This is a genomic window from Streptomyces sp. KR55 (genome assembly GCF_052245645.1).
In the GTDB taxonomy this organism is placed as follows: domain Bacteria; phylum Actinomycetota; class Actinomycetes; order Streptomycetales; family Streptomycetaceae; genus Streptomyces; species Streptomyces flavusporus.
The window spans coordinates 1-17,318 of the sequence record NZ_JBQQCE010000187.1; the positions used below are offsets into that span (position 1 = coordinate 1).

Sequence of the window (17,318 nt, forward strand, 5' to 3'; positions counted from 1 at the left end):
CCTGGTTCTACCTCGACGCCGTCACCGTCCGGACGAGCGCGTCGACCGGCGCAGTCGTCGCGCTCGGCGACTCCATCAAGGACGGCTGGCAGTCCAGCACCGACCTGAATCGCCGCTGGCCCGACTACCTCGCCCGCCGACTCCGGGCCGCGACCTGGACGACCGTCAAGGGCGTGGCCAACGAAGGGATCTCCGGCAACAAGGTCCTGGCCGACGGCGCCGGGCAGAGCGCCCTCAACCGGCTGGACCGCGATGTCCTGTCCCACCCCGGCGTCCGGACCGTGTTCCTCTTCGAGGGCGTCAACGACATCAAGGCCCACACCGGCGTGACCGCCGAGGATCTCATCGCCGGCTACCGCGAGATCCTCGACCGGGCGCACGCGGCGGGCAAGTGTGTCGTCGGCGCCACCGTCGGGCCCTTCAAGGGCTGGTCCGAATGGGATCCGGCCGCCGAAGCCGTACGTCAGGAGGTCAACGCGTTCATCCGGAACAGCGGGGAGTTCGACGCGGTCACCGACTTCGACCGCATCCTGCGCAACCCGTATGACCCCGAGCGCATCCTTCCGTTCTTCGACAACGGCGACCACCTGCACCCCAACGACAAGGGGATGCAGGCGCTCGCCGACGCCGTCGACATCGAGAGCCTGGACTGCGCGTCCGGGTAGTTCACGGGGGTGCGGTCGGCTGTCCCGCTCAGCGCAACGTCCTCGCCCAGTCCGCCGGAACCCGCCCCGCCGGACCCGGCGCCGGCTGGTCCAGGGGGTGGCTCTCCGGCGGGGCCAGGTCGGGGCCGGACTCGTACATCTCCTTCGTCGCGAAGTTCCAGAACCACTCCTCGCCCGGCTCGAAACTCCGCATCACGGGGTGCCCGGTGGCCTCGTAGTGCGCGGTGGCGTGCTTGGCGGGGGAGGAGTCGCAGCAGCCGATGTGGCCGCACTGGGCACAGCGCCGCAGGTGGAACCACCACCCCCCGACCTCGTCGCACTCCGCGCAGCCCGTGCCGCTGGGCGGGATGGTCGGGTCGATTCCGGTGTCACTGGTCATGCCGACTCCTCGGGGGCCGTTTCGTCGTCCGTGGCGGTGAGCGGAAGGAGCACCTGGAAACGCGTGTCGCCCGGCACCGACTCGACCTGGAGGCTGCCGTGGTGCTTGTTGACGACGATCCGCCAGGAGATGTCCAGGCCGAGCCCGGTGCCCTCGCCCACCGGCTTGGTGGTGAAGAAGGGGTCGAAGATACGGTTTCGGATCTCCGGCGGTACCCCGGGCCCCGTGTCGCGGAACTCCACCAGCATCCGGTCGTGGTCGAGCGCCGTCCGCACCGTCAACGTCCCGTCGCCGCCCGCGCTGTTGATGGCGGAGACCGCGTTGTCGATCAGGTTGGTCCACACCTGGTTGAGCTCCGCCGGGTAGGCGGGGACCTTCGGGAGCGTACGGTCGTAGTCCTTGACGACCTTGATCTGCTGGCCGATCTTTCCCGACAGCATCAGCAGCGTGCTGTCGAGGAGTTCGTGCACGTCGGCCATCCGGTACGGGGCGCGGTCGAGCTGCGAGTACTGCTTCGCCGCGTCCACGAGGTGGGAGATGCGGGTGGTGGAGTCCTCGATCTCGTCCATCAGCAGCTCGGTCTCGACCGTGTAGTTGAGCCACCCGACCGCTCCGGGGAGGATCTCCTCGTCGACGGCCGCCGCGACCTGGTCCAGCCAGTCGATGTCCAGTCCGGCCTGCACGAAAGTGGGCGCGAGCCGCCAGCCGTCCGGGATGCCGTGGTCGTCGAGCCAGTCGGTGAGGGCGTCCTCGCGGTCCGCCGCCTCCAGCGGGCTCAGGGTCGGTGCCTTGGCGACCAGTTCGGCCGTGCGGTCCTGGATCTCGATGAGGTGCGCCAACTGCTCGCGCGGAAACGGGCCCGAGGCGATGATGCTGAGCTTGTGCCGCATCTTCGCCACCCGCTCGCGCAGGGTCGAGGTCGCCCGTACGGCCGCTGCGGCGGGGTTGTTGAGTTCATGGGTGAGCCCGGCGGACAACGAGCCGAGCGCCAGCAGCCGTTCCCGCTGCCCGATCATCCGCTGGGTGTTCTTCGAGCCGAAGAAGAGCCCCTCCAGGAGATGGACCGCCATGGGGAACCACTCCCGCATGATGGTCGCGAACGTGTCCGCGGGCACCACGAAGAACCGTGTCGGCTCCGTCACGCGCATCGAGTTGTTGTAGACCTGCCGCACCCGGTCGCCGAGATACGCCTGCATGGCCCCGGCGTACACCCCGGGCTGGGAGGTCCGGGTGACCTCGACGTCGTCGGCGCCGACCCGCCGGGACAGCACGACCGTGCCCTCGATCATCACGTAGAAGCAGGTGGCGGGCTCACCCTCGGTGTACACCGGGCCGGGTTCGAACCCCTCCACGCGTCCCGCGGCGCACAGCCGTCCGAGCTGTTCGGGGCTCAGCTTCTCGAACAGGAACAGTGAGCCGATCTCCTGGGGATTGCACGGCAGGAGCCGCCCGCTCATGACTGCTCCAGGTAACGGTGGACGAGCATCACGGCCATGGCTCCCTCTCCGACGGCGGACGCGACGCGCTTGGCGGACTCGGCGCGCGCGTCGCCCGCCACGAACACGCCGGGAATGTTGGTCTCCAGGTGGTACGGCGGCCGGTCCAGCTCCCAGTCCGCGGGCGGCCGCCCGTCCGGCGTGAGGTCGGGGCCGGCCAGGATGAACCCGCGTTCGTCGCGCAGCACCGTGCCGTCCAGCCAGTCGGTCAGTGGGGCCGCGCCGATGAACACGAACAGCCACTGCGCGTCGACGAGTTCGGTCTGCCCGGTCGCCGCGTCGCGCAGCGTCAGCTGCTCCAGGTGGTCGGAGCCGTGCGCGGCCTCGACGACGGTGCCGCAGCGCACCGAGATGTTCGGCGCCTCCTCGATCTGCTGGACCAGGTAGTACGACATCGACGCCGACAGCGACTCCCCGCGCACCAGCAGGGTCACCGACTTGGCGCCCCGGGCCAGGTACATCGCCGCCTGCCCCGCGGAGTTGGCGCCGCCCACGATGTACACGTCGTGGCCCTGGCAGGAGGCGGCCTCGGTCAGCGCCGATCCGTAGAACACCCCGCAGCCGCTCAGCTCGTCCACGCCCGGCGCGGGAAGCTCCCGGTAGGACACGCCGGTCGCCAGGATCACGCTGTGCGCGGCGATCGCCGAGCCGTCGGAGAACCGTACGACCCGCGCGGCGCCGTTGACCTCCAGCCCGCTCACCTCGCGCGCGGTGAGGATCTCGGCGCCGAACTTCGCCGCCTGCCGCCGGGCCCGGTCGGTGAGCTGCGCGCCCGACACGCCGTCGGGGAAGCCGAGGTAGTTCTCGATGCGTGAGCTCTGCCCGGCCTGCCCGCCGGTCGCGGACCGCTCCACGAGCACCGTCCGCAGCCCTTCCGAGGCCCCGTACACGGCCGCGCCGAGACCGGCCGGGCCGCCGCCGATGACGACCAGGTCGTAGAAGTCGGCCGTCGGTGTCGTCGCCAGCCCCACCCGGGCGGCGAGCTCGGGCGCCTCGGGCGCGACCAGCGGCGTGCCGTCCGGGGTGATCACCAGCGGCAGCCGCTGCCCGTCCGCACCGGCGGCGGCCAGCAGCCGCCGGCCCTCCGGCTCCTCGGCCGAGTACCAGCGGTACGGCACCTGGTTGCGGGCCAGGAACTCCCGGACGTCCGACGAGCGCGCCGACCAGCGGTGCCCGACGACCTTCGTGCTGGGCACGGGCCGGTAGTCGCTGCAGCGCCACGCCTGGATCAGGTCGTCCAGCACCGGGTACAGCTTCTCCTCGGGCGGATCCCACGGCTTGAGCAGATAGTGGTCGAGATCCACGACGTTGATCGCGTCGATCGCCGCGTTCGTGTCCGCGTACGCGGTCAGCAGCACCCGCCGCGCGCCCGGATACACGTCCAGCGCCTGTTCGAGGAACTCGATGCCGTTCATCTGCGGCATGCGGTAGTCGGCCAGGATCACGGCCACCAGGTCGCCGCGCAGCTTCAGCTCCCGCAGCGCCTCGAGCGCGGACTCGCCGGACTCCGCGCGCACGATCCGGTACGACTCGCCGTAGCGCCGCCTCAGGTCCCGGGCGACGGCACGGGAGACCCCCGGGTCGTCGTCCACGGTCATGATGACGGTCCGCGCCGTGTCGGCGGCCTGTGCCATACGTCTCCCACCCGAGAGCGTTCGGATTCGCGGTACGGCGGCCCTGTCCCGCCGCGCCGGCTCCCGCCCATCGTATGTTCGATCGTCCCGCTTCGCTCAGGTATGCGGGAGGCCGGAGCCCGTCAGCGGCGTCGCGAGCTCAGCACGCAGAACTCGTTGCCTTCCGGGTCGGCAAGCGTGACCCAGCTCTCATCGCCTGTTCGGTCGACGTCCGCGTGCCGTGCGCCGAGCGCGAGGAAGCGGGCGACCTCGGCCTCCTGGTCGTCGGGGCGGAAGTCGAGGTGCAGCCGGTTCTTGACCGTCTTGCCCTCGGGACCGGCGCGAAGATCAGCCCCGGCAGGCGGTCCTCCCGCGGCCGGATCTCGAATTCCTCGGGCGAGTCGTTCAGCACCACCCACCCCAATGCTTCTGCCCACCAGCGGCCCAGGGCGGCCGGGTCGGCCGCATCCACGTTCACTTGCTCCCATTCCAGGCTCATCCCGGCAGCGTAGGGAAGACTGGCCCGACGACGTGACCGCAATACAGGGAGGCAGCCGCATGACACGCCCGATCACGGCAGGGGTCGACGGTACGGAGGAGAGTCTCGCCGCACTGGCCTGGGCGGGCCGGGAGGCGGTCCGCCGCGGGCTGCCGGTGCGTGTGGTGCACGCCTGGCGGTTCCAGCCGCACGAGGCGATCGATGCCGGGGACGCCGACAGCCAGGCAGGGTGGGTGCGCACGGCCGTGGCGGAGGCCGCCCGGGTGGTCACCGAGCGGCACCCTGGGCTCGACGTGACCACCGACGTCCTGGAAGGCAGCGCCGTCGACACGCTGGCCGCCGCGGCGGCCGACGCCGAGATGCTGGTGCTCGGCTCGCGCGGCCACGGCCGTGTCGTCGGCTTCCTGCTCGGCTCGGTCGGACAGCAGGTCATCGCCGGAGTCACGCGTCCGGTCGTTCTCGTAAGGGCGGGCGACGAGCCGGCCGCCGAGGCCGCGGGCCGCGAGGTCGTCGTGGGCCAGCAGGGCGACCCCGACGACAGCGCAGCCGTGCTGCGGTTCGCGTTCGAGGCGGCGGCCGCGCGCGGGGCGACCGTACGTGCCGTACGGGCCTGGACCCTGCCGCCGGTGTTCTCCTACAGCCCGGCCTCGCTGAAGCTGCTCGACGAGGCCGGAGGCCTGGAACCGTACGAGAAGAAGGCGCTGGCCGCGGCGGTGCAGCCGTGGCGGGATCGGTTTCCCGACGTTCCGGTGGTGGAGCACGTGGAGATGGGCAGTGCGGGGCAGGTGCTGTTGGAGGTGGCCGGGCGGGCACAGCTGATGGTCGTCGGGCGCCGGGCCCGCCGTACCGCCGTCGGCGCACGCATCGGCTCGGTCGCCCATGGGGTCCTGCATCACGCGGGCTGCCCGGTGGCCGTGGTCCCGCCCGTCTGAGTGACTCCGGCGGTGGGCCGACGGGTTTCCTGGCCGCCTTGAGTCACTCCGACGTCGGCTGAAGCGTCTCGCGCGCCTTGGGCAGGATGTTCTTGACGTAGTCCGTCACGGCCGTGTCCAGCCCGATGTCGTGCTGGGCCCGCTCGGACAGGTACCAGCGGTGTTCGAGCAGCTCGTGGTAGATCTCGGCCGGGTCCATCGCGCCGCGCAGCTCCAGCGGCACGGCCCGCACGGTGGGGCGGAACACGTCCCGCACCCAGCGGTGGGCGAGCACCTCCGGGCGGGCGCCGAGGTGCTCGCCCGGGGCGTAGTCGTCCTGGGTGGCCATCCAGCTCTCCAGGTCGTTGAGCAGCCGCCGGGCCTGGTTCTCCTCCGTGTCCAGGCCGGTCAGGCGCAGCAGCTGCCGCTGGTGGTGGCCCGCGTCGACGACCTTCGGTACGAAGGTGACGGTGTCGCCGTTGGAGGAGTGCTCGATCTGCATCTCGGCGACGTCGAAACCCAGCTCGTTGAGGCGGCGTATCCGGCGTTCTATGTAGTGGTACTTGCCCGCCGGGTAGACGGAGGTGCGGGTCAGCTCCTGCCACAGGCCCCGGTAGCGGGCGCAGATCTCCATGCCGAACTCGATGGGATCCACGGACGGGTGCAGCGCCCCGGACGCCTCCAGGTCCAGCAGCTCGCCGCTGATGTTCACGCGGGCGAGGTCCAGGTCGTAGTCGCGCTGTCCGGGGCTGAGCTGCGGATGCAGTTCCCCGGTCTCCGCGTCCACGAGATACGCGGCGTAGGCGCCCGCGTCCCGGCGGAACAGCGTGTTCGACAGCGAGCAGTCGCCCCAGGCGAACCCGGCGAGGTGCAGCCGTACGAGCAGGACGGCCAGGGCGTCCATGAGGCGGTGCATGGTGGCCGGGCGCAGCGTCGTCTCGAACATCGAGCGGTACGGCATCGAGCCGCCCAGGTGCCGGGTGATCAGTACGGGTTCCAGCGGGGCCCCGTCCTTGTCGGCGCGCCCGGTGACCACGGCCAGGGGGTCGACCGCAGGGATGCCGATCCGGTCCAGGTCGCGCAGCAGCTCGTACTCGCGCAGCGCGGGCCGTTCGGCGAGCTCCTTGACGGCGATCACCTCGGAGCCGGCGCGGGCGTACCGCACCACGTGCCGGGAGATGCCGCGCGGCAGCGGGACGAGGTACTCCGCGGGCCACTCCTCCAGGGGCACGTCCCAGGGCAGCTCGAGGAGGAGCGCGGGGTGCTCCGGGTTGGTGGCGCTGATCTGCAAGGCCATGGCCCGACTTTAAAGGGCCCGTTCCCGTGCGTGTCGTGCCGCCTCACGTACTGGACCCTGGTGCACCGGCCCGTGCCCCGGAATCAGGACGTCCGCGGCGAGGCCCTCCAGCGTCTCCAGCGAGGCCACGGCGCGGGCGCGCTCGTGGTGGAACATGTCGGGCAGCAGCTGTGGCCCGTGGACGCGCGAGGTCGGGTGGCCGCTCACCAGGGCGTCGCCGGAGATCAGCACTCCGGCCTCGCGGAGGTGGAAGACGGTGTGCCCCAGCGTGTGGCCGGGTGTGTGCACGGGGACGGGCCGCCCAGGCAGATCGAGCGGCCCCTGCGCCGGGAACGGCTGCGGCTCGGCCACCGGCACGTGGGCGGTCCCGCCGACCCGGAGGGCGTGTACGGCCCACGGCAGGACGCCCGGCCGCCACCCGTTGCCCAGGACCTGCCCGATGGTCACCTGGTGCAGGAACTCCCGCCGGGCGTGCGGCACTTCGGCCTCGTGCAGGTAGACCGGCGTGCCGTACGTGGCGCGCAGGTACTCGGCGGAGCCCAGGTGGTCGTTGTGGGCGTGGGTGATCAGCACGGCCGCGACCGCCTCCGGTGAGCTCCCCACGTCAGCGAGCGAGGCGAGGACTTGTTCCCGGTCTCCGGGGTAGCCGGTGTCGATGAGTGTGACGGCGTCCTCCTCGGTGAGGATCACCCAGTTGGTGTTGCTTCCGTGCACCAGGTAGGTGCCGTCGGCGACTTGCCGCACATCTGCCCGCATGATCGTCCCGCCTGCTGAGGTCCCTGCCCGACGGCACCAGCAAAGCAGATCGCGAGCCGGCCGACGCCGGCCGGGTCAGCGCATCCCGAACAGGAAGCGCGTCACCCTGCTTCTGCGTACCGCGAACTCGTACGCCACCAGGATCACCGCGAGCGAACAGGCCACGATCACCAGGTACTTGACGGGAATCGGCGCCTCCCAGCCCACCACCCCGTAGGCGAAGGCGACGACGACCGGCTGGTGCAGGACGTACAACGGCAGCGCGGCGACGGCGAAGTACGCCAGGATCCGGCCGTGCCCCTGGCCGGCGGGCGTCGCACGCTCGCGGGGCCGGTCCAGCAGCCCCAGGATCGCCACCACCCAGCACCATCCGGCCGCCCCGAACACCGCCCGAGTGACCAGCGCGAGCGGGGACCAGTCCGTGAACGGATCGTCCTCGGTGAGGAACCCGGGCGCGGTTCCCGCGAACAGGACGAGCCCGAGTACGCCGACCGGCCGGGCGAGGCGGCGCATGGCGGCGCGGACGCGTTCGTCGTCGGCGAGTGCGTAGCCGCAGACGAAGAACAGCAGGTACGCCCAGCGGTTCCAGCCCGCGTAGTCCTCCTCCATGCCGGCGAGGGAGTTGAGCAGGGCGAGCGGCAGCGCGGGCAGGAGCAGCAGGGCGGGTCGCCTCGCCACTGCGCGGCCCGTGCCCTCGGCCCCGGCCGCGACAGGCGCCGCGAGCGGTGCGAGAAGCAGCGAGAACGCGAGCAGGAGGACGACGAACCACAGGTGGCCGGTCTCGAAATGGTCCCCGTCGAGGACGAAGGGGAAGTCCGTGAGGTCCAGTCGGACGTCGAAGAAACGGGGCCAGAAACTCCAGTACGACTCGTCGTAGCCGGGGTCGGCGGCCCGCAGGCGCAGCCACTGCGGCACGGGGATCATGGTGAGCGTCGCGAAGACCAGGGGGATGCCGAGGCGCAGCAGGCGCCGGCGGGCGAAGCCGCCGGGGCCCCGGCGGCGTATCGAGTGCCGGGAGCCGAGGCCGGCGACGAGGAACAGCATGGGCATCGCCCAGATCACGCCGAGCCCGGCGACGATGGTGACGGTGTCCGTCGTGTCGGCGTTCTTGACGTAGAAGTCGTCGTCCGGGGAGAACACCAGGGCAGTGTGGAAGAAGACCAGGCCGACGACGACGAGTGCGCGCAGCGCGTCCAGTTCCTGCCGCCTGGGAGCGGCGGTCGTTCGCGTGGATTCCGTGTCCATACGACCCCCAAGTCCGGCCCAGTGTGGGGGAGGACGGGCGGGGACGACAGGGTTCCGGCAGGGGTGAGGCTGCCTCCGGCACCGTCCGCCGGAGGCAGCCCCCGCGCGCATCCGAAGCGGCCGCCTCTCCGCCTCAGTGCACGCCGGCCGGGCGGAACTGGACGCTGATGCGCGGTCCCGCGGCGCGTGTGGTCTTGGGTATGGAGTGCTCCCAGGTCCGCTGGCAGGAGCCGCCCATCACGATGAGATCGCCGTGCCCCAGCGGACGCCGCACGCTGTCGCCGCCGCGCATCGGGCGCAGCAGCAGGTCACGGGGCGAGCCGACGGAGAGGATCGCGACCATGGTGTCCTCGCGCGCGCCCCGCCCGATCCGGTCGCCGTGCCAGGCGACGCTGTCGCGGCCGTCGCGGTAGTGGCACAGCCCGGCCGTCGTGAACGGCTCGCCCAGCTCGTCGCCGTAATGCGCGCTGAGCGCGTCGCGCGCCTCGGTCAGCACCGGGTGCGGCAGGGGGTCGTCCGCGTCGTAGAACGCCAGCAGCCGAGGTACGTCGACGACGTGGTCGTACATCTTCCGCCGCTCCGCACGCCACGGCACCTCGGCGGCCAGCTGTTCGAACAGGGTGTCGGAGCCGCTGAGCCAGCCGGGCAGCACGTCGATCCAGGCGCCGTGGCCGAGTTCGGTGCGGTGGATCCCGTCGAGGGAGCCGAGCCCGAGCTGGTCCGCCTGGTCGAAGAGGGAGCCCTGGAGGTGCGTGCTCATGGATCCAGCCTAGCCCGTATTCGAAAATATGTTCCCATTCTGAAATTGCGGTGACGGTGAACTCTTGGTGTCCCGGCCCTTTGGATACATTCCTGTATCGGATACATTCCCGTATCGAACGGAGGGCGGGACATGGCTGCGGAGGCGACGACCGGGCGCGTGACGAAGCGCCGCGTCCGCACGCGCGCCAATCTCCTCGACGCCGCGTTCGGGGTCTTCGCGGCGAAGGGCTTCGGCCGGGTCTCGATCGAGGAGGTATGCGAGGCCGCCGGCTACAGCCGCGGTGCCTTCTACTCGAACTTCGCCAGCCTGGACGAGCTGTTCTTCGCCCTCTACCGGCAGCGGGCCGACCTCATCGCCGAGCAGGTCTCCAGGGCGCTCGCCCTGGACGGACCGGACCTCGACGTGCCCGCCGCCGTCGACCGGGTCACCGAGGTGCTGCTTCTCGACCTGGACTGGCTCCTGGTCAAGACGGACTTCCTCGTGCACGCCGCCCGTGACCCGGCCGTCGCGCAGACCCTCCTGGAGCACCGGGCCCGGCTGCGCGGGGCCATCGCGCAGCGGCTCGCCCGCGCCGTCCAGGGCCCCACCGCACTGCCCGCCGTACTGGGCGACATCGACGCCGCCGCCCACGCGGTGGTCGCCGCCTACGACGGAGTCACCGCCCAACTGCTGCTGGACAAGGACGTCGAGCATGCGCGCGCGTGGCTCAAGCAGCTGCTCACCGCGCTGCTGACGGACGGCAGCGGCACACCCGAACTGAGACCCCAATGAGAAGGGCAACGGTCCCCATGGACGCCACGGACGCGGACGTCATCGTCGTCGGAGCCGGTCTCGCCGGCCTGGTCGCGGCGCACGAACTCACCAGCCGGGGCCGCAGGGTCGCCCTGGTGGACCAGGAGAACGCCGCCAACCTCGGCGGCCAGGCCTTCTGGTCCTTCGGCGGGCTGTTCCTCGTCGACTCCCCGGAGCAGCGCCGGCTGGGCGTCAAGGACTCCCTCGACCTGGCCTGGAACGACTGGCAGGGCAGCGCCGGGTTCGACCGGGTGGACGACGAGGACTCCTGGGCGGTGCGCTGGGCCCGCGCCTACGTCGAGTTCGCGGCCGGCGAGAAGCGGTCCTGGCTGGAGGGGCACGGCATCAAGTTCCTGCCGACGGTCGGCTGGGCCGAGCGCGGCGACCTGCGCGCCGACGGACACGGCAACTCCGTACCCCGCTTCCACATCGCATGGGGCACCGGCACAGGGGTCGTCGAGCCGTTCGTCCGGTACGCCGAGCAGGCCGCGCGCGACGGACTGCTCACCTTCCACCACCGGCACCGGGTCGACGAGCTCGTCATCGAGGACGGCGCGGCACGCGGGGTGCGCGGCACGGTCCTGGCCGAGGACAACTCGCCCCGGGGGGCGGCCTCCAACCGTGACCGCGTCGGCGAGTTCGAACTCACCGCCCAGGCCGTGGTCGTCACCACCGGCGGCATCGGCGCCAACCACGACATCGTCCGCCGCTACTGGCCCGAGCGGCTCGGCACGCCGCCCGCCGAGATGGTCACCGGCGTCCCCGCGTACGTCGACGGGCGGATGCTCGACATCAGCGCGGAGGCGGGCGTACGGCTGGTCAACCGCGACCGCATGTGGCACTACACCGAGGGCCTGCAGAACTGGGACCCGATCTGGCCCGGCCACGGCATCCGCATCCTGCCGGGACCGTCCTCGATGTGGTTCGACGCCCTCGGCCGCCGCCTGCCCGAACCGTGTCTGCCCGGATACGACACCCTCAGCACCCTGAAGTACCTGCGGACCACGCAGGACATCGCCGGGTACGACCACTCCTGGTTCATCCTCACCCAGAAGATCATCGAGAAGGAGTTCGCGCTGTCGGGCTCCGAGCAGAACCCCGACATCACCGCCAAGGACCGCAAGGCGTTCCTGCGCGAACGGGTGCTCGGCAAGGGCGCACCCGGCCCGGTGGCGGCCTTCCTGCGCAACGGCGCCGACTTCGTGACCGCGCCCAGCCTCGAACAGCTCGTCGACAAGATGAACGGCCTGACCGACAAGCCGCTCCTCGACGCGGTCGCGCTCCGCCGCCAGATCGAGGCCCGCGATCTGCAGATCGCCAACCCCTACAGCAAGGACGCCCAGGTGCAGGGCCTGCGCAACGCCCGCCGCTACGTCGGCGACCGCCTCGGCCGGGTCGCCACCCCGCACCGCATCCTCGACCCCGCAGCCGGACCGCTGATCGGCGTCAAGCTGCACGTCCTGACCCGCAAGACCCTCGGCGGCATCCAGACCGACCTGGACTCGCGCGCCCTGGGCGTCGACGGACAGCCGATCGACGGTCTGTACGCGGCGGGCGAGGTGGCCGGCTTCGGCGGTGGCGGCGTGCACGGCTACAACGCGCTGGAGGGCACCTTCCTCGGCGGTTGCCTCTTCTCGGGGCGCGCGGCGGGCCGGGCGGCCGCACGGCAGACCGTCTGAGGCACGCCGACGGCCCGTCTCCTCAGGCCTGAAGGAGGCGGGTCACTCCTGAAGGAGGCGGGCCAGCACCGACGCATGGCTCTGCTCCGGGGACTTGGCGGCGGTCAGCAGCGTCACCGTCGCCTCGCGTGCCGACGCGCGCAGCCGGTCGAAGAGCTCGGCCGCCTCGGGCTCGGCCAGCTCGGCCTCGTAGCGGCGCGCGAACTCCTCGTACGACCCCTCGCCCGCGTGGTACCAGCGGCGCAGTTCGGTGGACGGGGTGAGGGCCTTCGGCCACTCGTCCACGTGGGCCGCGTCCTTGGCCAGGCCGCGCGGCCAGAGGCGGTCGACCAGGACGCGCACGCCGTCCTCGGCTTCCGGCGGTTCGTAGATGCGGCGTACACGGACACTCACGTTCGGGCCTTTCTCCCGGCGGCTCGTGCCGGGAGCGTACGCCGGACGGGCGGAGGCAGCCGTGGAACCCGGGGCCGCCTCACCTGACTGGACCCGAACGCAGGGTCTGTGCGGCCGTGGCCGTCACGGCGTCCGCCACCGCCGCCAGGGCGGGCGAGTCCAGCTTCCACTGCTGCCAGTACAGCGGGACGTCAACCGCGCGGTCGGGGGCGAGCTGGACCAGGCGGCCGGAGCGCAGCAGCGGGTCGGCCTGGACCTCGGGCACCACACCCCAGCCGAGGCCCGCGGCGACGGCTTCGACGAAGCCGTCCGAGGTGGGCACGAAGTGCCGTACCGGGCTCGCCCCGCCCCTGCCGCGCCGCAGCCGGCGGACGAAACCGTCCTGGAGGTCGTCGCGCCGGTCGAAGACCACGACCGGCGCCTGAGCGAGCGTCTCCCGCAGCTCTCCGTCGAGATGCCGCTCGGCGAAGTCCGGGCGGGCCACGGCGACGTAGCGCATCGTGCCGAGAGCGCGCACGGAGCACCCCGTCACGGGAACCGACGACGATGTCACCGCCGCCATCACCAGCCCCTCGCGCAGCAGCGCCGCGGTGTGGTCCTGGTCCTCGCGGCGCAGTTCGAAGCAGAGCCGCAGCTCCTCGGGGACGCGGGTGAGGGCCGGCAGGAACCAGGTCGCCAGCGAGTCGGAGTTCACCGCGATCGACACACGGGTCGCCTCCCCGGCACCGCTCATACCGAGCTCGGCGCGCGCGTCCCGCTCCAGCCGGGCCAGCTGGCGCGCCAGCCGCACCACGACCTCGCCCGACTCCGTGGGCCGCACCGGCTTCGTCCGCATCAGCAGGATCCGTCCGGTGCGCTGCTCCAGGGCCTTCACCCGCTGACTGACCGCCGACGGCGTCACATGCAGGGCGGCCGCCGCCGCGTCGAAGGTGCCCTCGTCCACGACTGCGAGCAGGGTCTGCACCTGGTCGACAGGAAGCTCCGTCATCGCCTGCTCCGCTCCTGAGGGCCATTACGAGGGCCAGTACGAGGCATTACGAGAGCTAAGGATACGTAAGAATCATTAGCTGTACCTCCAGGCGCCGCTTCCGTAGCGTCGATGCCATGCCCCACACCCTGACCGCCGCGGCCGCCGGATTCGGCACCGGCCTCTCGCTCATCGTCGCCATCGGCGCCCAGAACGCCTTCGTCCTGCGCCAGGGCGTCCGCCGGGAGGCGGTCCTCGCCGTCGTCGCCATCTGCGCACTGTCCGATGCCCTCCTGATCGCCCTGGGCGTCGGCGGTGTCGGCGCGGTGGTGGTGGCCTGGCCCGGTGCGCTGACCGTGGTGGGCTGGATCGGCGGGGCGTTCCTGCTCGGCTACGGAGCCCTCGCCGCCCGCCGTGCCCTCAAGCCCGGGGCGGAGGCCCTGCGCACGGAGGGCGAGGCCGCCGGGTCGCGTCGGCGGGCGGTGCTCACCTGTCTGGCGATGACCTGGCTCAACCCGCACGTCTACCTCGACACCGTGTTCCTGCTCGGCTCCGTCGCCGCCGACCAGGGTCCGCTGCGCTGGACGTTCGGCGTCGGAGCCGCGGTCGCCAGCCTCTGCTGGTTCACCGCGCTCGGCTTCGGGGCCCGGCTGCTCGGCCGCTGGCTGGCCCGGCCCGCCGCCTGGCGGGTGCTGGACGGACTCCTCGCCGCAACCATGCTCGTCCTCGGCGTCACACTCATCGCCGGCAGCTGACCGCCCGGGACCCCTACAGGCCGCCGCTGCGCCGGTGGAGCGAGTACTGCTCCATCAGCTGGCCGCGGGTCATCTCCAGCCGGTACGCGAGGATCTCGGCGACGATCCGCACCAGCGTCATGCCGAGCTGCGGATCCTCCTGGCACAGCTCGAGCACGGGCTGGGCCTCGAACTCGTAGGCGCGTACGGGGCTGAAGGCCACCGCGCCGAAGTCCCACTGGTGCGGCGGGAACAGCCAGGACCAGCCCAGCAGATCGCCCGAGCCGAGAGTGGCGACGGTCACCCGCTGCAGCGACGTCACCTGCTGGTCGAGCGAGACCGCCCCGGAGCGGATGACCCAGAAACGGTCGGCCGTGCCGCCCGCCTCGAAGATCCGGGTGTCCTCGGGGAAGGACACCTCCCGGCCGAGCGCCATCAGTCGCCCGCGCTGCGGCGGGGGAAGGGCGGTCAGCAGTTTCGTCGCTTTGGTCATGGCGCGGAGCTCCTCGCCGACGATCGGTCCCGGTGCTGTTCCTATGCCCATTTCAGCCGCTGAGGGTGCGCGGAGCACCTCGGCGATCCCGTCGATTCCGCACCCGGTCCGGCGGTGGCCGCGACGCGGACATGAAAGAGCCCTGGCTGGACGGGGGAAGCCAGCCAGGGCCGTAAGCGGTGATGTACGGAGGACGATGAGGTCGACTCCGTCACCACGTATGGATGAACAATAAACCATCACCGGGCGTTGTCCGAACACGGGACCAGGTCCCGTGAGCTGTTTCACTTCGCCCTCACTGCTGCTGTGAGGTCACGACGCGGATCGTGCCCCGGCGCCCGCTCGGCCGGCCTCGGCGTGCCTGCCGGGGGTGAGGATCTCGTCCAGCACCCTGAGCACCACCTCGTACGCCAGCCGCCGTACGGCCGCCTCCCGGGCTCCGTCCGGGTCGTGCGCCGCCAGGGCGTCGCTGCGCGCCCGCCACGCGCGTTCCTCCTGTTCCGCGCAGGCCCTGCCGCGCTGGATGCGCCGCAACAGCTCGTCTGAGTCCACGACATCGGTCATGCCCTCCGCGTACCCCTCGTGTTCCGCTTCGATGGCCGGGTGCGCGGGCTTCCGGCGACTTGTTCCGGCTGGTTTGGCGGGCCCCTCAGGGGTGAGCCGAACAGTGTGGGCGGGGCGGCCGGACGAAAGCCCGTTTTCTTCGACTCGGCGGTGTCCTTCCCGGTCGATCAGTCAGGGAGCGAAGACGTGAGCGCGCAGCACTGGACCGTGCCCGCAGGCAGCGCAACGTGCCGTCCGGCCGACGTCCGCCGGGCGGTACGGCATGCGGTGGCGAGTCGCTGCCGGGCCACCGGCATCCCGTGCGACGAGGACGCCCTCGAGGACGCCCTGCTCGTGGCGTCGGAACTGACGTCCAACGCCATCCTGCACGGCGGCGGTGTCACCGGCGTCGCCGTCGATGTGGACGGGCGGGAGGTGCGGGTCTCCGTCAGCGACCGCAGCGACCGGCTGCCGGTGGTCACGGCGCCGATCGACGCGCAGGGGCGGCGTCGGTCAGGGGGGCGTGGCTGGCCGATCGTGTGCCGGCTGGCGCGGGACGTGCGGGTGGCGGGACTGCCCTCGGGCGGTAAACGCATCACCGCCGTGGTGCCACTGGGCTGACCGGTCTTCGCCGCCGTGGCGTTTGTTCCCGCGGTGGCAGGGCAGACGCATTCTCGTGCTTCGGACCGGAGGCGCGCCAGCGGGGAGCGGTATGCGCTCCCGGGTCTCCGGGATCCGGATCGGCGCCCTTCCCGCGGTAGTCCCTGAAGTCCCTGAAAAGACCGTTCAGGAGCGATTCCGCATGCTCATCGACATGTCGACAAGCCGTTCTGGCACGTCCGACCACTCCGCCGCGTACCACCGGCGGCGCCATGACGACGCTCCCGACACCACCCACCTCTTCACCCAACTGGGCACCCTGGAGGACGGCCCCGAGCGGGACGCCGTCCGCGATGAACTCGTCAGCGCATGGCTGCCCATGGCCCACCGCATCGCCGGCCGGTTCCGCGACCGCGGTGAGTCCCTCGAGGACCTCCGTCAGGTGGCCGCGCTCGGGCTGGTCAAGGCCATCGACCGCTACGACCCCGCCCGGGGCGCCTTCGAGAGCTACGCCGTGCCCACCATCACCGGCGAGGTCAAGCGGCACTTCCGGGACCGGATGTGGGCCCTGCGCGTGCCCCGCCGGGTCCAGGAACTGCGCAACAAGGTACGGGTCGCCCGCCGGGAACTGGCCCAGAGCCCGGGCTCACCCGAGCCCACCGTCGCCGACATCGCGGCGCACAGCGGGCTGACCGAGGACGAGGTCTCCACCGGAGTGGAGGCGCTGGAGAGCTTCAGCACCCTCTCGCTCGACGCCGAACTCTCCACCGACGAGGACGGCTACAGCCTCGCCGACACCCTCGGAGCGCCGGACGGCTCGTACGACGTCGTGGTCGACCGCGAGTCGGCCAAGGAGAGTCTGCGCAATCTGCCGGAACGCGAGCGCGCCATCCTTTACATGCGCTTCTTCGAGGACATGACGCAGAGCCGTATCGCCGACCGGCTGGGCATCTCCCAGATGCATGTCTCACGCCTGATCAGCCGCAGCTGCGCCCGCGTGCGCAACGAGGCCCTCGGGCACCGGAGGGGGGCTGCCCGACGCAGGACCCGTCACCGCTCCGCGGCGGCGGCCTGACCCGACGCGTCGCCGGCCGGGCGCCCGCGAGGCAACGGCGGCGGGCTCTCACCCCGCCGCCGTGTCCTTCCCCTCGATGTGCGCCCGGACCTGCTCCGGCGTCAGATACGAGTCGGTGTACTCGAAGTCCTTGAGCTTGGCGGGCCGGCGGGCCTGGAAACCGGTGCGGACGAAATCGTCGCCGGCCACCGCGTTGAGCAGCCAGTTGGTCATGACGCGGGTCTTGGCGACGTTGGTGCGCAGTGCCGACCAGTGGTAGCCGCGGGCGACGGCCTGGGCGGGCAGGCCGCGCAGTTCGACGCCGAGCGGCTTGGAGACCGCGTCGCGGCCGCCGAGGTCGACGACCAGCCCCAGGTCCTTGTGGACGTACGGCTGCATCGGTTCGCCCCGCAGCGTCGCGATGATGTTGTCGGCGACC

The 17,318-nt window shown here is 71.6% G+C and carries 18 protein-coding genes and 2 pseudogenes; 7 read left to right on the top strand and 13 right to left on the bottom strand.

Features of this window, described 5'->3' with window-relative positions; genetic code table 11:
- Positions 1-665, top strand: a 665-nt coding sequence (locus ACTWQJ_RS25840; protein ID WP_443308958.1) for an SGNH/GDSL hydrolase family protein, incomplete at its 5' end; no start/stop codon positions are given.
- Positions 666-693: 28 nt separating this feature from the next.
- Here the strand turns inward: ACTWQJ_RS25840 and ACTWQJ_RS25845 are convergent.
- The 4 genes and pseudogenes from ACTWQJ_RS25845 to ACTWQJ_RS25860 form a co-directional block, all read right to left on the bottom strand.
- A complete protein-coding gene (locus ACTWQJ_RS25845) occupies positions 694-1,044 on the bottom strand; it encodes a UBP-type zinc finger domain-containing protein (protein ID WP_443308959.1) in 351 nt (116 codons plus the stop codon).
- The gene (locus ACTWQJ_RS25850; protein WP_443308960.1) at positions 1,041-2,501 is read right to left on the bottom strand and encodes an ATP-binding protein; all 1,461 of its coding nucleotides are present in this window, start codon (positions 2,499-2,501) and stop codon (positions 1,041-1,043) included. The genes ACTWQJ_RS25845 and ACTWQJ_RS25850 overlap by 4 nt, the downstream gene beginning before the upstream one ends.
- On the bottom strand, positions 2,498-4,174 hold the full coding sequence (locus tag ACTWQJ_RS25855; protein ID WP_443308961.1) for an FAD-dependent oxidoreductase: 1,677 nt from the start codon (positions 4,172-4,174) through the stop codon (positions 2,498-2,500). Before ACTWQJ_RS25855 ends, ACTWQJ_RS25850 begins: the two co-directional genes overlap by 4 nt.
- A 122-nt stretch (positions 4,175-4,296) precedes the next feature.
- Positions 4,297-4,652, bottom strand: a pseudogene (locus ACTWQJ_RS25860) (VOC family protein).
- 59 nt (positions 4,653-4,711) lie between these two features.
- Between ACTWQJ_RS25860 and ACTWQJ_RS25865 the strand changes: the two are divergent.
- Positions 4,712-5,584: a universal stress protein gene (locus ACTWQJ_RS25865; RefSeq protein WP_443308962.1), complete on the top strand. Its 873-nt coding sequence runs from the start codon at positions 4,712-4,714 to the stop codon at positions 5,582-5,584.
- Positions 5,585-5,627: 43 nt separating this feature from the next.
- Here the strand turns inward: ACTWQJ_RS25865 and ACTWQJ_RS25870 are convergent, their stop codons facing one another.
- The 4 genes from ACTWQJ_RS25870 to ACTWQJ_RS25885 all read right to left on the bottom strand — a co-directional run bounded on the left by ACTWQJ_RS25870 (position 5,628) and on the right by ACTWQJ_RS25885 (position 9,621).
- On the bottom strand, positions 5,628-6,860 hold the full coding sequence (locus ACTWQJ_RS25870) for a DUF4032 domain-containing protein (RefSeq protein ID WP_443308963.1): 1,233 nt from the start codon (positions 6,858-6,860) through the stop codon (positions 5,628-5,630).
- A gap of 9 nt (positions 6,861-6,869) precedes the next feature.
- On the bottom strand, positions 6,870-7,616 hold the full coding sequence (locus ACTWQJ_RS25875; RefSeq protein ID WP_443308964.1) for an MBL fold metallo-hydrolase: 747 nt from the start codon (positions 7,614-7,616) through the stop codon (positions 6,870-6,872).
- 75 nt (positions 7,617-7,691) lie between these two features.
- Complete coding sequence (locus ACTWQJ_RS25880) at positions 7,692-8,861, bottom strand: acyltransferase family protein (protein ID WP_443308965.1); 1,170 nt, start codon at positions 8,859-8,861, stop codon at positions 7,692-7,694.
- A gap of 133 nt (positions 8,862-8,994) precedes the next feature.
- Entirely contained in the window at positions 8,995-9,621 is a 627-nt protein-coding gene (locus ACTWQJ_RS25885; RefSeq protein ID WP_443308966.1) for an alpha-ketoglutarate-dependent dioxygenase AlkB, read from the bottom strand.
- A 132-nt stretch (positions 9,622-9,753) separates the two neighbouring features.
- On the opposite strand from ACTWQJ_RS25885, the gene ACTWQJ_RS25890 reads away from it, so the two are divergent.
- Both ACTWQJ_RS25890 and ACTWQJ_RS25895 read left to right on the top strand, forming a co-directional pair.
- Positions 9,754-10,395: a TetR/AcrR family transcriptional regulator gene (locus ACTWQJ_RS25890; RefSeq protein WP_443308967.1), complete on the top strand. Its 642-nt coding sequence runs from the start codon at positions 9,754-9,756 to the stop codon at positions 10,393-10,395.
- Between the two features lie 17 nt (positions 10,396-10,412).
- Entirely contained in the window at positions 10,413-12,095 is a 1,683-nt protein-coding gene (locus tag ACTWQJ_RS25895; protein WP_443308968.1) for an FAD-binding dehydrogenase, read from the top strand.
- A 42-nt stretch (positions 12,096-12,137) separates the two neighbouring features.
- Here the strand turns inward: ACTWQJ_RS25895 and ACTWQJ_RS25900 are convergent, their stop codons facing one another.
- Both ACTWQJ_RS25900 and ACTWQJ_RS25905 read right to left on the bottom strand, forming a co-directional pair.
- Positions 12,138-12,488, bottom strand: coding sequence for a DUF488 domain-containing protein (locus ACTWQJ_RS25900; RefSeq protein ID WP_443308969.1), 351 nt, complete (start codon positions 12,486-12,488; stop codon positions 12,138-12,140).
- 79 nt (positions 12,489-12,567) lie between these two features.
- Positions 12,568-13,476, bottom strand: a complete 909-nt coding sequence (locus ACTWQJ_RS25905; RefSeq protein ID WP_443308970.1) for a LysR family transcriptional regulator ArgP — start codon at positions 13,474-13,476, stop codon at positions 12,568-12,570.
- A gap of 116 nt (positions 13,477-13,592) precedes the next feature.
- On the opposite strand from ACTWQJ_RS25905, the gene ACTWQJ_RS25910 reads away from it, so the two are divergent.
- Entirely contained in the window at positions 13,593-14,210 is a 618-nt protein-coding gene (locus ACTWQJ_RS25910; protein ID WP_443308971.1) for a LysE/ArgO family amino acid transporter, read from the top strand.
- A gap of 13 nt (positions 14,211-14,223) precedes the next feature.
- Here the strand turns inward: ACTWQJ_RS25910 and ACTWQJ_RS25915 are convergent, their stop codons facing one another.
- Positions 14,224-14,682 carry a cyclic nucleotide-binding domain-containing protein gene (locus tag ACTWQJ_RS25915; RefSeq protein WP_443308972.1) on the bottom strand — a complete coding sequence of 153 codons (459 nt, stop codon included), beginning with the start codon at positions 14,680-14,682 and terminating at the stop codon, positions 14,224-14,226.
- A gap of 312 nt (positions 14,683-14,994) precedes the next feature.
- Positions 14,995-15,246, bottom strand: a complete 252-nt coding sequence (locus tag ACTWQJ_RS25920) for a hypothetical protein (RefSeq protein WP_443308973.1) — start codon at positions 15,244-15,246, stop codon at positions 14,995-14,997.
- Positions 15,247-15,432: 186 nt separating this feature from the next.
- Between ACTWQJ_RS25920 and ACTWQJ_RS25925 the strand changes: the two genes are divergently transcribed.
- Entirely contained in the window at positions 15,433-15,846 is a 414-nt protein-coding gene (locus ACTWQJ_RS25925; RefSeq protein WP_443308974.1) for an ATP-binding protein, read from the top strand.
- A gap of 181 nt (positions 15,847-16,027) precedes the next feature.
- Positions 16,028-16,900 (top strand): SigB/SigF/SigG family RNA polymerase sigma factor, encoded by an 873-nt coding sequence (locus ACTWQJ_RS25930; RefSeq protein ID WP_443308975.1) that lies wholly within the window; start codon positions 16,028-16,030, stop codon positions 16,898-16,900.
- 48 nt (positions 16,901-16,948) lie between these two features.
- Here ACTWQJ_RS25930 and ACTWQJ_RS25935 read toward each other — a convergent pair.
- Positions 16,949-17,318, bottom strand: a pseudogene (locus ACTWQJ_RS25935) (NAD(P)/FAD-dependent oxidoreductase); the annotation flags it as partial.

Bases quoted from the DNA above. Each gene is read 5' to 3' on its own strand.
- ACTWQJ_RS25845 (WP_443308959.1), bottom strand. From the start codon at position 1,044: ATGACCAGTGACACCGGAATCGACCCGACCATCCCGCCCAGCGGCACG.
- ACTWQJ_RS25850 (WP_443308960.1), bottom strand. From the start codon at position 2,501: ATGAGCGGGCGGCTCCTGCCGTGCAATCCCCAGGAGATCGGCTCACTG.
- ACTWQJ_RS25855 (WP_443308961.1), bottom strand. From the start codon at position 4,174: ATGGCACAGGCCGCCGACACGGCGCGGACCGTCATCATGACCGTGGAC.
- ACTWQJ_RS25865 (WP_443308962.1), top strand. From the start codon at position 4,712: ATGACACGCCCGATCACGGCAGGGGTCGACGGTACGGAGGAGAGTCTC.
- ACTWQJ_RS25870 (WP_443308963.1), bottom strand. From the start codon at position 6,860: ATGGCCTTGCAGATCAGCGCCACCAACCCGGAGCACCCCGCGCTCCTC.
- ACTWQJ_RS25875 (WP_443308964.1), bottom strand. From the start codon at position 7,616: ATGCGGGCAGATGTGCGGCAAGTCGCCGACGGCACCTACCTGGTGCAC.
- ACTWQJ_RS25880 (WP_443308965.1), bottom strand. From the start codon at position 8,861: ATGGACACGGAATCCACGCGAACGACCGCCGCTCCCAGGCGGCAGGAA.
- ACTWQJ_RS25885 (WP_443308966.1), bottom strand. From the start codon at position 9,621: ATGAGCACGCACCTCCAGGGCTCCCTCTTCGACCAGGCGGACCAGCTC.
- ACTWQJ_RS25890 (WP_443308967.1), top strand. From the start codon at position 9,754: ATGGCTGCGGAGGCGACGACCGGGCGCGTGACGAAGCGCCGCGTCCGC.
- ACTWQJ_RS25895 (WP_443308968.1), top strand. From the start codon at position 10,413: ATGGACGCCACGGACGCGGACGTCATCGTCGTCGGAGCCGGTCTCGCC.
- ACTWQJ_RS25905 (WP_443308970.1), bottom strand. From the start codon at position 13,476: ATGACGGAGCTTCCTGTCGACCAGGTGCAGACCCTGCTCGCAGTCGTG.
- ACTWQJ_RS25910 (WP_443308971.1), top strand. From the start codon at position 13,593: ATGCCCCACACCCTGACCGCCGCGGCCGCCGGATTCGGCACCGGCCTC.
- ACTWQJ_RS25915 (WP_443308972.1), bottom strand. From the start codon at position 14,682: ATGACCAAAGCGACGAAACTGCTGACCGCCCTTCCCCCGCCGCAGCGC.
- ACTWQJ_RS25920 (WP_443308973.1), bottom strand. From the start codon at position 15,246: ATGACCGATGTCGTGGACTCAGACGAGCTGTTGCGGCGCATCCAGCGC.
- ACTWQJ_RS25930 (WP_443308975.1), top strand. From the start codon at position 16,028: ATGCTCATCGACATGTCGACAAGCCGTTCTGGCACGTCCGACCACTCC.